Annotated in this window: 13 protein-coding genes; 9 read left to right on the top strand and 4 right to left on the bottom strand. The window is 45.7% G+C overall.

Annotated features, from left to right (window positions below):
* The first annotated feature begins 1 nt into the window (after position 1).
* The 6 genes from ACYVGO_RS27600 to frr all read left to right on the top strand — a co-directional run bounded on the left by ACYVGO_RS27600 (position 2) and on the right by frr (position 5,116).
* A complete protein-coding gene (locus ACYVGO_RS27600; RefSeq protein ID WP_460972030.1) occupies positions 2–1,126 on the top strand; it encodes a hypothetical protein in 1,125 nt (374 codons plus the stop codon).
* 34 nt (positions 1,127–1,160) lie between these two features.
* A complete protein-coding gene (locus tag ACYVGO_RS27595; protein WP_460972029.1) occupies positions 1,161–2,069 on the top strand; it encodes a DMT family transporter in 909 nt (302 codons plus the stop codon).
* 28 nt (positions 2,070–2,097) lie between these two features.
* Positions 2,098–2,604 (top strand): acyl-CoA carboxylase biotin carboxyl carrier protein subunit, encoded by a 507-nt coding sequence (locus ACYVGO_RS27590; protein WP_460972028.1) that lies wholly within the window; start codon positions 2,098–2,100, stop codon positions 2,602–2,604.
* A gap of 18 nt (positions 2,605–2,622) precedes the next feature.
* The gene (locus ACYVGO_RS27585; RefSeq protein WP_142772704.1) at positions 2,623–3,591 is read left to right on the top strand and encodes a sugar phosphate isomerase/epimerase family protein; all 969 of its coding nucleotides are present in this window, start codon (positions 2,623–2,625) and stop codon (positions 3,589–3,591) included.
* Between the two features lie 132 nt (positions 3,592–3,723).
* Positions 3,724–4,455 carry a UMP kinase gene (gene pyrH / locus ACYVGO_RS27580; protein WP_142772705.1) on the top strand — a complete coding sequence of 244 codons (732 nt, stop codon included), beginning with the start codon at positions 3,724–3,726 and terminating at the stop codon, positions 4,453–4,455.
* Between the two features lie 100 nt (positions 4,456–4,555).
* The gene (frr, locus tag ACYVGO_RS27575; RefSeq protein ID WP_460972027.1) at positions 4,556–5,116 is read left to right on the top strand and encodes a ribosome recycling factor; all 561 of its coding nucleotides are present in this window, start codon (positions 4,556–4,558) and stop codon (positions 5,114–5,116) included.
* Between the two features lie 63 nt (positions 5,117–5,179).
* Here frr and ACYVGO_RS27570 read toward each other — a convergent pair whose 3' ends face one another.
* The 4 genes from ACYVGO_RS27570 to ACYVGO_RS27555 form a co-directional block, all read right to left on the bottom strand.
* Positions 5,180–5,404, bottom strand: a complete 225-nt coding sequence (locus ACYVGO_RS27570) for a hypothetical protein (RefSeq protein ID WP_460972026.1) — start codon at positions 5,402–5,404, stop codon at positions 5,180–5,182.
* Positions 5,405–5,416: 12 nt separating this feature from the next.
* Positions 5,417–5,878, bottom strand: coding sequence for a DUF6932 family protein (locus ACYVGO_RS27565; protein WP_460972025.1), 462 nt, complete (start codon positions 5,876–5,878; stop codon positions 5,417–5,419).
* A gap of 108 nt (positions 5,879–5,986) precedes the next feature.
* On the bottom strand, positions 5,987–6,970 hold the full coding sequence (locus ACYVGO_RS27560; protein WP_460972024.1) for a hypothetical protein: 984 nt from the start codon (positions 6,968–6,970) through the stop codon (positions 5,987–5,989).
* 81 nt (positions 6,971–7,051) lie between these two features.
* Complete coding sequence (locus ACYVGO_RS27555; RefSeq protein WP_142772713.1) at positions 7,052–7,306, bottom strand: hypothetical protein; 255 nt, start codon at positions 7,304–7,306, stop codon at positions 7,052–7,054.
* Between the two features lie 287 nt (positions 7,307–7,593).
* On the opposite strand from ACYVGO_RS27555, the gene ACYVGO_RS27550 reads away from it, so the two are divergent.
* The 3 genes from ACYVGO_RS27550 (at position 7,594) to ACYVGO_RS27540 (ending at position 12,044) form a co-directional block, all read left to right on the top strand.
* Positions 7,594–8,787 (top strand): glycosyltransferase family 2 protein, encoded by a 1,194-nt coding sequence (locus ACYVGO_RS27550; RefSeq protein ID WP_460972023.1) that lies wholly within the window; start codon positions 7,594–7,596, stop codon positions 8,785–8,787.
* A 218-nt stretch (positions 8,788–9,005) separates the two neighbouring features.
* Positions 9,006–9,845 (top strand): TolC family protein, encoded by an 840-nt coding sequence (locus ACYVGO_RS27545; protein WP_142772715.1) that lies wholly within the window; start codon positions 9,006–9,008, stop codon positions 9,843–9,845.
* A 9-nt stretch (positions 9,846–9,854) separates the two neighbouring features.
* Positions 9,855–12,044, top strand: coding sequence for a GumC family protein (locus tag ACYVGO_RS27540; protein WP_460972022.1), 2,190 nt, complete (start codon positions 9,855–9,857; stop codon positions 12,042–12,044).
* Positions 12,045–12,114: the final 70 nt, after the last annotated feature.

Raw genomic sequence — 12,114 nt, 5'->3', positions numbered from 1 at the left:
CATGCACCTCCAGCGTTATAGTTGGCTATGTCTGTTAATTACAGTTTGTTCAATAGCTTGTAAGAAGGACGTCGAAGAAATCGCAACACCACCTGACCAAACGTTAAGCTGGCAGCTTGATAATGATTTTCTTTTCGACGAGAAGACTCAGTTGAACAGTTACGCCGATACCAGTCTGATTATACTGTCGGGTGCCCAAACAACGTCCATTGCTCCTGGTGAGCAACAATCCAAGTACGATACAACATTCACTCACTACGGGGGACAAGCTCAGCCGAATGGACGCACGGATTATCGGCCTTGTCTGAGTTCATCTTTTATTGCTTTTCTAAATGATGACCGGGTTAATGTCATCCCAACGGCTAGTCCAGTGCTGGCACGTGGTAACGATTACGTAAGAATGTCCCAGCTTGATGCCGACTTTGCTGGCTTTATTACGTTGGCCGTTAATCAAGGTGAAAGCATGGTTGTTAACGGGCAAAACCAGTTAATCATACCTTATCAACGGTATGACAGATCATACTCTACACCAGTTATTAATGGTGCTAATATAAGCCTGGTACTTTTATCCATTAATGTTCCTGCCTGGCCCAATTTAGGCTTGGACGTGACGAAAACCCAACTTATTACTCTGGAAGGAGCTGGTTTCCCATATAGCATGGGTAGTGCAGGAGATTATTTTATCGTTTCAACTGTAAAAGGTACGTTTCGGATTTCTCCCAATGGAGTCTACGAAAAAACCTATCCATATGGGTTACTGCGTCAGTTTTCCTATAATGGAACTGTATATGGTGTAACCTATGCTAATAGTACTTCGCTTCAGTTGGTTGCCTCAACGGATCAGGGAAAAACCTGGTCGGTGGTAGCTAACCAGGTATCAGATACGTATCGACTACTGGTCTATAAACAGGTCAATAATCTACTGATTGGTATGTACAATAGCCAGCTTTTCCAGCTACAACTTACGGCAACTACCCTCACACCGACAGAACTGGATAATACGAATTTATTTGGAAATCGTATTACATCTGTAGCCGCCTTCCATAACACAGTATACGTTTCGACGCTATCGGGTGTATTTACCAAACCACTTCGTACCTTTCTGACACCAAAGAAAGAGAAGTAACTGCTCTAAACTCGCTTCGATTAGCCCAGGGAAAATGACGACAGAAGAACCGGTTGTAATTCCTCAAAAACGCCCGTTACTGGCGTGGGTGCTGCTTTGCTCACTGGCCTTAGTCTGGGGCAGTTCATTTATTCTGATAAAACGGAGTCTGGTTTCCTTTCCACCTGAGCAGGTAGCTGCTGGCCGACTGGTCTTTGCACTCTTCTTTTTTACACCATTTCTGGCGAGACAAAGTCGTCAGCCTGATGTTCGGGTGGCTGTCCGGCATCGGTGGGTAGCGCTGCTGGCGTCGGGAATAATTGGATTCGTGATTCCTGCCTTCCTGTTTGCCGAAGCAGGGGCGCATCTTAATAGCTCACTGGCGGGGGCGTTGAATTCGCTCAGCCCGTTATTTACGCTGATTATAGGGGGCGTATTTTTCGGTCAGTCACTCAAGCTTCGACAGGTTGCTGGTATTTTACTGGGCTTGGCGGGCTCATTACTACTGGTATTTTTCAGCGCAACCGGTTCTTTTCAGATTAATGAATACGCCCTGCTGGTCGTAGTAGCCACCATTTGTTATGGCCTAAATACCAATCTTATTGGGCGTTACCTGAGCCACCTGCCTGCGTTAGTATCAACAGCCTGGCTGTTTGCTTTTGCTGGGCCCATTGCCCTGCTTACGCTCATGCCAACCGATTTTTTGAGCCGTGTCATCAATGCTGAAAATAACTGGTCGTTGGGAGCGTTGGTTACACTGGGCGTATTTGGGTCGGGGTTAATGTCCATCTTTTTTAACCGGGTTATGCAATTGTCGTCGCCTTTGTTTGCGGCTTCCGTTACGTATCTGATTCCCATTGTAGCGCTCATGTGGGGCGTTTTAGATGGCGAAACCATCTATGCGGTGCAATTTGCCGGAATGGGTGTGTGTTTGCTGGGGATTTGGTTGGTAAATAAATCGTAGGTTTATTTAAGTTTATTTCGAGAAACGTATGTACACTGCCACCCTGACCGACCTTAAAAATCCCCCATTTTTAATTGACTTTTCTGCGGATGGGCAAACGCTCAATGGCGACCCATTTGCCTGGGATTTAGTAAAACTCTCTGCGCAAACATTTCATATTCTTCATCAGAATCGTTCCTACACAGCTGAAGTACTAGAGTTGAATGCGGCTGATAAAACGGTTAGTCTGAAGATAAACGGTCATATTTATCACGTTCAGCTAAAAGATCGGTTTGACCTATTGCTCGAAAAAATGGGCATGAGTACGCTGGCAAGTACGAAAATTAATGAACTGAAAGCGCCCATGCCGGGATTGATTGTGGGTATCAGCGTTCAGCCCGGTGATGTGGTCAATAAAGGGGATAGCTTGCTAATTCTGGAAGCCATGAAGATGGAGAATATGTTGAAGGCACCTGGTGAAGCTACTATTAAAACGATTCGGGTAGGTAAGGGCGACCGGGTTGAAAAGGGACAGGTACTGGTAGAATTCCTGTAGGCCGGTGTTTAGAGGAGTATGGACTCCCTGCATTCACGTCGTCGTTTTCTCAAGCAAGCTACGCTGGCCGCTGGCGCATTGCCACTACTGCCAGGAACCCTGATTACGTCAGTCAACTCATTGAACACTGACTTGCCAGATATTCATGTTTTTTCGAAGCACCTTCAATTCCTGAACTATAGCGATATGGCTGATGCAGCCGCTAGTATGGGATTCGATGGTGTTGATCTAACCGTTCGCCCAGAGGGGCATGTAGTACCCGATCGCGTGGAGGAGGACCTGCCCAAAGCTGTTGATGCATTGAAAAAAGCTGGCCTTGCACCCAAACTGATGACGACGGCGGTTGGCGATGCGACTAATGGAACTGATAGTCGACTCCTGAAAACAGCCGCTCGGCTTGGGTTCCAGGCTTATCGGATGAAATGGTATTCGTATACCGATAAACAATCTATCCCGGATTCAATCGAACATTTTCAAGGTCAACTTCGTGCCTTGAGTGAGCTAAACAAAAGCCTGAATCTGACGGGTTGCTATCAAAATCACGCGGGGTTGTTGGTGGGCGCATCGGTCTGGGAGCTTTGGGAAATGCTCAAAACTGCTGATCAACAGCATATGGGTGTACAATACGATATTCGGCACGCCACCGTTGAAGGCGGAATGGCCTGGCCAACTGGTGTACGGTTGCTGATACCCCACATCAAAACGATTGCCATAAAAGATTTTCGTTGGGAGAAGAAATCAACCGGCTCATTAGCAGGTAAATGGGTTGTACAGGATGTGCCACTGGGAGAAGGCATGGTCGACTTTACCGCCTACTTCAAACAACTTAAACAAGCTAACATTCGCGTACCCATATCGCTACATTACGAGTACCCACTGGGCGGTGCCGAGCATGGAGCTACTCAGTTGTCAATTCCGAAAAATGACTTGTTTGCAGCCATGAAGCGGGACCTCAATCGGCTGAAAGAACTTTGGCAATCGGCCTGATTAAAGGAGAAGAGGGAGGAGGGCGGAAAGGGACTATGAAGCAAATATAGTCTGACAAAATCCCTTTCCTCCCTCTTGGCCCTTTCTTCCTTCCTCCCTTTTTCCCTATCTTTGCCCGCAAAATTTCCCTACATGACATCGCAGACAAAGTATAAGCGTATCCTGCTCAAGCTGAGCGGGGAGGCTCTGGCTGGGCCAAATGGTTACAATATTGATCCAGTAGTGCTCGAACAGTATAGCAAGGAAATCAAACAAGTTGTTGATTTGGGCGTGCAGGTAGCCATCGTTATTGGCGGTGGAAACATCTTCCGGGGCGTCTCGGGTGAGCGCTCGGGAATCGACCGAGTACAGGGCGATTACATGGGTATGCTCGCAACGGTTATCAACGCGATGGCTATTCAGAGCTCGCTCGAAAAGCATAAGATGTATACCCGCGTGATGTCGGCTATTAAGATGGAGCAGGTTTGCGAACCCTATGTGCGTCGGCGGGCGGTGCGCCATCTTGAAAAAGGCCGGGTGGTTATCTTTGCCGCCGGTACTGGTAATCCCTACTTCACAACCGACTCCACAGCGGCATTGCGAGCAATTGAAGTAGAAGCCGACGTTGTCCTCAAAGGCACGAAGGTAGACGGCGTTTACACAGCCGATCCGATGAAGGATAAAACAGCTACGCGATATACGAGCATAACCTTCGATGACGTTTACGAAAAGAAACTAAGCGTAATGGATCTCACGGCCTTTACCCTTTGCCAGGAAAACAATTTGCCTATCATTGTTTTTAATATGAACAAGCAAGGTAGTCTGCTCAAGCTAATTGAGGGTGATGATAACCAGGGCACGCTTATTACAATGACATTACCATAAACTTATACATGGATTTATGATATACGAGTTACGATGTGCGATTTATGTTCGTGCGTCAGCCCAAATCGTATATCGTATTTCTTAAATCGTAAATCAATTCATGGAAGAAATCGAGTTATTTCTCGACGATGCAAAGGATACGATGGAAAAAGCGCTTAAGCACTTAGCCATCGAATTAACTAAAATTCGTGCCGGGAAGGCCAACGCAGGCATGCTCGATGGCATTCAGGTTGAATACTATGGAATGCTATCGCCTTTGCATACAGTTGCGTCGGTTAACACCCCCGATGCCCGTACTATTTCGATCAAGCCATTTGAGAAAAAGATGATTGGCGAAGTAGAAAAGGCTATCCGTAATTCAAATCTGGGCCTGAACCCGAACAACGACGGTGAACAGATTCGGTTGAATATTCCACCGCTAACCGAAGAGCGTCGTCGCGATCTGGTGAAGAAAGTAAAACAGGAAGTTGAAACGGCCAAAATCAACGTTCGGAACATCCGTAAAGATACCAACGACGACATTCGTAAGCTGGTGAAAGATGGCGTATCGGAAGATGCCGTAAAAATGGGTGAAGAGCGCGTTCAAAAGCTTACTGATGCCTTCATTGCCCGAATTGACGAGACATTTATCGCCAAAGAAAAAGATATTCTGCTGGTGTAAGTCATCTGATTTTGCCTAACATAGTAAAGCCGGTCAACCAATGAGGTGACCGGCTTTACTATGTTAGGCAGCTTCTGAGTAAGCGGACGAAACCTTTATATCGTATTCTTTAAGCAGATCGGTTAATTCGTTTATGTATTGCTTTCGTAGTTCTTCGTAGTCGGCTATCGCCATTTGATTTGGCTTGTCAATACGTTTGTGTAGTGTAAGCAGTTTATTGGTGCCCTGAATAAGTTCAAGCAAACGCTCGATTTGCACCATCTTACCCGATACGGTTTGTCCGTCCATATTGGTTTGAGTTTAAAATGTGAAAGACAAGATTCCTTTCTTTCGTTTGTTTCGGTCACGACTGAATCGGTGATACCATTCTATTGTATCTGATTCTGTTATAAAATAGTTTGTATGACTGGTTGGGAAAACCTCAACAAAGTATCCGTCAATTAATGAGTTCGGTTCAAGGCGTTTAGCTCTGAATCGTTGAATGGTTAATTGATGTTGCTGAAACGTATACGTATCAACAAAGATAACAAAATCAACGTCGTTTGGATTTGGCTTATTTGTTGTAAAACTACCATCCAGCCAAATAACTAGCGGAACACCTAATGCAACTTTTAGTTCGGTGAGATACTCTAGTAAGGCTTTGTAAATGGCCAGTCGGGAAATAGATTGAAGGAAAGGTTCTACAAATTGAGACTCAATTATCTTCCAATCAGTAATGATTAGGCTATAAGGAGATAAGTTTCCAAAGGAATCAAACGTCATAGGTAGTATAATCAGCTGGTATTTTTTTGATTTTAAATATACTAATTTATTTAAATAGGTACTATCAGGGAGTTGCTCTACGGCCTATTTTTGTGTAAATAAAGATCACTACCAGTTATTGGAATTTATAAGGGCTACGATCCGGTTGGTGATTAATTGATACCCTGTTTTATTCAGGTGAAGGCCATCGTAGCGCAGGCCTCTTTGAATGGCACCAGCCGCTATATCGTTCAGGTCCTGGGCAGTTGCGGTATAAGCTAAGGCTGCCATTTCTGCCAGCGTTGGAGGTGTCGCGGGCACAAAATTGGCGGGGTAGTTTTTGGCTAAAAGCGCATTCATCGCCAGAATAGTAGTATTGATGGCCGCACTCTCGCCAACTGCGTTTAGAATGCCAATGACGATAAACCGTCGTGGATTGGTGAGATACGATACACAACTATCGATTAGCGAATCTACACCTGTCAGATTGGGTAGATTATTTCGCCCAAGCCATAAAGTTTGTATATACGACTTGGTTTTTTCGGCGCTATCAAGATAAAGCTGGGTGTTAGCGGGGATAGCCTGTGTTGTAGATGTACTCGGCGAGACTGTATACGTTTCTATCTGATTGGGAGCTGTGCCTGTTGCTATACGGGTTAGTGTACACGTTACTCCACCTAGCGTGCCCGTAAGCGTAGACGTATTATTGGAATCGGGCGTTGATAAAACCCGGGCCGAAAGACCCGTTATTTTTACCGCAGCCGTTCCTGCAAAGGCATTTCTATCAAGCGTAAGTAACAAAGGCTGACCGCCCTGTCTGGCCGCAATCTGCTGAGCTGTCTGGCCGCTAATGCCGTAATTCTCAACGATACGACCCGGAAAAGCGGAAGCCAGAAGCGTAGAAATTTTTGCCCCGCCAAAGCCATCTGTAAGACTATCGCCGTAACAGGCAATGGGGTTTCCTGCGTTGGCAACAGGAGCCTCATCTGTTGGTGCACAGGAATCCAGTAAAAGTCCGCCAATTGTGCATGCACCAGCATGGTATAAAAACGAACGGCGACTCAGATGTGAGAACAATGGGATAGTTTCCTGTTGGGGAACAATCGGTTTCATGAAGTGGAATTTCCCACGAAAGTAAGGATTGAAACAGATAAACTGAGTTTGAAGAAGAGGGAAACCGGTTTTGGGGAAAGGCTACGTCGTCTGCCGGATAGCTGCCTTCAAATAATCCTTTGCTGTGCGACTGATGGTCTCCTCATCTACTTCTACCACCAGCTCTCCCCGATGCTCGTAGGGGAATACTTCGCCGGTGAGCGCATCGAAAATGCCGTAGGGCAGCAAATCGTATTCTTCGTAGCCCCAGAATAAAAAATCTACCGCGTCGGCGGAGTTATCGAACCCCACGGCGTAGCCAATTTCCTGCTGAGCGAAAACAACGATGTAGCGCATATACTTATATACGATAAGTTTAGGCTTAGGGTTGCGTCGTGTTTTGTGACTTGGTCACAAATTGCTGGTCTTAAATAGAAAGATTTCTATACTGATACGGCCTGTTAAACGGATTAGATCGACTACTGCCATCAAAAATTTATTAGGCGGTAGTTTATCGAAAGGTTCTGGTCTGAAGAAGCGAAACTTACGGTGAAGCGATCTCGTTTTTCTATCCATCGACTACCATAGGCATTACTTTCTTATAACCTGCCAATAGTTCTCTGGTCGATCCATTTTGGTTTATTATGCAGTTTATAGTCTTCGTTTACCTCCTCTTTATAGGAATTATTGCGTTAAATGTCTTGTACTGGGTCTTCTTTGCCATTGCAGGTCGACTCGGTAAGGCCGATGATGCGGATCAACCAGCGGCCCCACTTGTTTTCAGAAAAATAGGGGTTCTAATTCCTGCTTATAAGGAAGATGCGGTTATTGTGGAATCCGTTACCGAAAACCTAAAACAAACTTACCCCGCAGACCGATTTGAGCTGATTGTCATTGCAGATTCATTTCAGGCTCACACACTAGCCCAATTAGCTGCTTTACCCATAAAGGTACTTACGGTTTCATTTGACGTATCTACGGTTGCTAAAGCGATCAATTCAGCACTAGCCCGATTACCAATCGAGCAATACGATATACTAGTTGTGTCGGATGCAGACAACCATATGGCGCCGGATTTCCTGAGCCGGATAAACAACGCGTTCGAGCAGGGGTGGCGGGCCATTCAGGGGCACCGCGTTGCTAAAAATATAAATACAAGCGTGGCTGTTCTGGATGCAATCAGTGAAGAGATTAACAATCATATTTTTAGAAAAGCAAGCCGTGTGCTCGGCCTGTCTTCCGCAACCATTGGGTCGGGAATGGCATTCGAACCCGCGCTTATGAAAGCTGCCATGACCACACAACACACAATGGGTGGTTATGATAAAGAGTTGGAAACCAATATTGTACTGAGCGGCTTCAAAATTGGGTATCTGGAGCAGGCTTATATTTACGATGAGAAAGTAGCGCAACGTGCCGTCTTCGAAAATCAGCGAACCCGCTGGATTGCAGCGCAGTGGCAGTTTCTGAAATTTTACTTCTGGAGTGGTGTACGGGAACTCCTGGCTGGTCGATTTGCCAGTGGATTTAAGGTTATCCAGGCAATAATTTTACCAAAAATTCTTTTACTGGGTTTACTGATAGCTGGTCTATTTATTGGTTTGCTGACTGGCAAACCGGTTTTATGGCAGCTTCCACTCATCCTGTTGCTTCTGCAGATGGTTAGCCTCGTCCTTTCTGTGCCTACTTATTTATGGAAACGGGTAAGTGTAAAAGAGTTGCTGCTTATCCCGGTATTGTTACTAAGTTTTGTCAAAGCGTTACTAAATATGCGGAAAGCCTTTAAGCGATTTATGCATACCCCCCATACGGGATCGCCCGATACACAGGTACCTTAAGTAGTACTCAGGCTGAGTGAAATAGGCTTGTTGTGTGACAAAGTAGAAATAAAATAGTCAAAAGTTAGCGAACACAAGTTGACCGAATGGGTGTGACTTGATTTTAACTTGATGTAGAGTTTTAGTTGACTTGTAAAATAATAAGTTTCCCTATTCTAGAAATAGAAAACTTGTCAGAGAGATACCTGTGCGAAGAGGCTTGTGTAAATTTTTTTAGAATGAGATTCCGTTTATTCCGCTTACATACGATACTGATTTCCCGCATTAGTCTCTTCTTGCTACTAGGGGCGCTTACAACAACGGTTTGTTCCGGGCAAAGCCGGGGAGTCCGGGGTTTGGTCTCATTCGGTGCATCGTCGGGCCTTGCTGATGATACCTTATACCTCGATATTAATCAGGACATTGCTATTCAATTACTTCCATTCGAGGAGTTAATGAAGGTGGCAATCGCCCATTCACCCGTCGTAAAATACCAGAATGAAGTTGCTAACTCACTCAATGAAGCGCATGAGATAGCTAAAGTACAGATTCTACAAAATGTGGCTGGGTTTGGGAACTATTCTACTGGTAATCAAATACTTATCTCGTCGGGAGGAGCAGCTGTACCAGGCGGAGGGATAGTGCCGGAGAGCACCCTTGGGCAGATCGCAAACGGTTACCGGGTAGGTATTGATGTACGGTTACCGCTCTATGAATTGTTTGGGCGAAAACATCAGGTTCGGCAAGCTAGTGCAAATTATAAAGCTGCTGTTCACCAGAAAGAAACTGTTGAGTTGCAATTGAAGCGTGAATTGATCGGTATTTATCAGGACATGATTACGACCCAGCAACTTCTGAAGATATTGTTAATTGATGAACAAGCCTCGTTAACTGCCCTGCGGGTGGCGGAGGTCGAAATTCAGAAAGGCCAGATTACAGCCGATTTAATGGCTTCGGTTACCAGTCGCTACGTTCAGGCGAAGACTGCATCAGAACAGGCGAAAGGGAATTTCCTAAAGAATGTTCATTATTTCGAAGCACTAATGGGTATGCCTATTCAACGGTTGAAACGTAACTAAACGAATTGTATGACAATCGAGGTTTTTTTGCGCTTACTGAAACAGCATATACTCTGGTTCATCATTATTCCGGTTGTAACAGCCGGAACAGCTTTCTATGTTACCCGGCATGAGGCTAAGGTCTATAAATCGCAGGCCACACTTTATACCGGGCTGGTGTCTCGCTATTCGCTGCTATCAGATCGTAATAGTGCGTTTCAGGACCGATCAGCCAGTGCCTTTGATAATATTCTAACGACCCTTAATTCGCGGGAAACACTGCTTCAGATAGGCATTGGTTTGCTGACGGATCACCTTCGACTGCGCCAACCTGATTCGTTAGTATTAGCTAGTGCTGGTTTTCAGAAATTACATAACGCCATTACACCCGGCTGGGAGAACCTGTTTTATATTGCTGCCGACTCTGCCCTGTTGCATAGAACGATTGATAGCTTAGCAAAAACGCCGACCGACAATCCCATAAAATCCTTGCTGCTAAAATCAGATTCGTATTATTCGATTCAGCATCTGGGTGAAACAATCAAAGGATCGGCCCGTAAGAATACGAATGACGTATTACTTATGGAGTATGAGTCAGATGATCCGGCCGTAGCGCAGCGTACACTGCATTATGCCATCGAATTTCTGAACAAACGATATGCAACCCTCAAAACATCGGAAACCAACTCCGTTATTGGCTATTACGAAGCAAAACTAGAGAAGGCAAAAGCTAAACTGGCTCAGGCAGAAGCGGATCTGCGCGCCTTTAGTGAGAAACATCAGGTGCTGGATTATGATGAAGAGGCCAGAACCGTGGCGGCTTCCCGCGAAGCCCTGAATAGTGAGTACAATCAGGAATTAATGCGGAAAAATGCGGCTAAAGCGGCTTTAGATGCGCTTAATGGGCGTATGGGCCAGCAGGGAAGTATTCGTTCCGCTAATAATGACCTGACCGAAAAACAGAAGAAACTTACGGAAGCTGAGAATAAGTTAGCCAATGCCCGCGCCTATGGACAGCCGCAAACGGTAATTGCCCAATTGCAGGCAAGTGTTAAACAGGCATCGGATGATTTGAAAGTGAGCGCGCAAAAGTATGATGCGGCCGCCAATTCGAATGAGGCCGTTCCAGCCCAAACAATGGCTAACGATCGGTTGACCAAATCGCTCGAATACGAAGAATCGTCGGCCCGATTGGAGCTTTATCAGAAGCGGATGGATGACTATGCCGCTAAAACAAACGAGTACGGACCACTGGGTTCGCAACTGCGCCAGTTAAATCGTGCGCTATCCGTTGCCGAAAAAGAATACCTGGATCTCATTCAGAATGTGGATCAATCGCGAACACGTCGTCAGGATGTTGCGATCGGGGGAACGCTGGAAATTCTGGATGCACCTGATTTCCCATTAGTACCCCAACCTTCCAAACGTTGGCAACTTATCGCGATTGGTATGGGGGTTGGTATTTTCATTGCCTTGTTACTTACCGCATTGAGGTTCTGGCTAGACAAGCGAATCCAGTCGCCGGAACAAGCTGAAGCCATGATTGGAATGCCTGTTGCAGCACTTTTTCCAACGGTTAGAAAACCGCTGGTTTTTACGAAAGCAACTCTTGCGGCCCGCAGCATGTTCGAGCAGCTCTTCAATGCCATTAATATTGAAGTGACGCAGAATCTTAGTAAGCCTTACCCACCCGTTATTACGGTCTTTAGTATCCGCTCGAAACAGGGCAAAAGCTGGGTGTCTAATGGATTGATTCAGTTGTACGAAACCGCTGACCAGAAGGTGGCTTACTGTTATCCGCGAGTAACGGGTAAAGAGCAACGCGAGTATCGCCAGGGTGTAACATACTTCCCGTATACCATCCGTCCCGATTTTATGAATGTTACGGGTGTGGATTACCTGGTTGATTATAACCAGGGATTCGATGGCACCCAGTTTGACCGAATTATTCTTGAACTCCCCGCTCTGATTAATCATCAGATTCCGGTTTATCTGCTCAAAAGCAGCGCTTTATCTCTATTAATAATTGATGCTAATAGCCCTTGGGCAAGGGCAGAGAAACAACTGTTGAGCATGTATGTGCGCGTAACCAACCAACCAATATTGACGGTCTTAAACCGTGTGGAAGGAGATTATGTGGATGTGCCCCGTAAGGCCGACGCCATGCAGAAGCCTGTTCCACAGGAGCAATCGTATCAGTCCCAACGGAATACCTATTAGCATCAAGACAGAACGGTTTGTGAACACACTGGCAGGTAAATCCATTACCTGCGGGTTCATAGGATTGTGT

The sequence above is a fragment of the Spirosoma migulaei genome (assembly GCF_054776855.1).
This window is presented reverse-complemented; position numbering and strand designations above follow the sequence as displayed.

Coding starts and splice junctions, on each gene's coding strand:
- ACYVGO_RS27555 (WP_142772713.1), bottom strand. CDS start 7,306: ATGCGCTACATCGTTGTTTTCGCTCAGCAGGAAATTGGCTACGCCGTG.
- ACYVGO_RS27570 (WP_460972026.1), bottom strand. CDS start 5,404: ATGGACGGACAAACCGTATCGGGTAAGATGGTGCAAATCGAGCGTTTG.
- pyrH (WP_142772705.1), top strand. CDS start 3,724: ATGACATCGCAGACAAAGTATAAGCGTATCCTGCTCAAGCTGAGCGGG.
- ACYVGO_RS27585 (WP_142772704.1), top strand. CDS start 2,623: ATGGACTCCCTGCATTCACGTCGTCGTTTTCTCAAGCAAGCTACGCTG.
- ACYVGO_RS27560 (WP_460972024.1), bottom strand. CDS start 6,970: ATGAAACCGATTGTTCCCCAACAGGAAACTATCCCATTGTTCTCACAT.
- ACYVGO_RS27545 (WP_142772715.1), top strand. CDS start 9,006: ATGAGATTCCGTTTATTCCGCTTACATACGATACTGATTTCCCGCATT.
- ACYVGO_RS27590 (WP_460972028.1), top strand. CDS start 2,098: ATGTACACTGCCACCCTGACCGACCTTAAAAATCCCCCATTTTTAATT.
- ACYVGO_RS27600 (WP_460972030.1), top strand. CDS start 2: ATGCACCTCCAGCGTTATAGTTGGCTATGTCTGTTAATTACAGTTTGT.
- ACYVGO_RS27540 (WP_460972022.1), top strand. CDS start 9,855: ATGACAATCGAGGTTTTTTTGCGCTTACTGAAACAGCATATACTCTGG.
- ACYVGO_RS27550 (WP_460972023.1), top strand. CDS start 7,594: ATGCAGTTTATAGTCTTCGTTTACCTCCTCTTTATAGGAATTATTGCG.
- ACYVGO_RS27565 (WP_460972025.1), bottom strand. CDS start 5,878: ATGACGTTTGATTCCTTTGGAAACTTATCTCCTTATAGCCTAATCATT.
- ACYVGO_RS27595 (WP_460972029.1), top strand. CDS start 1,161: ATGACGACAGAAGAACCGGTTGTAATTCCTCAAAAACGCCCGTTACTG.
- frr (WP_460972027.1), top strand. CDS start 4,556: ATGGAAGAAATCGAGTTATTTCTCGACGATGCAAAGGATACGATGGAA.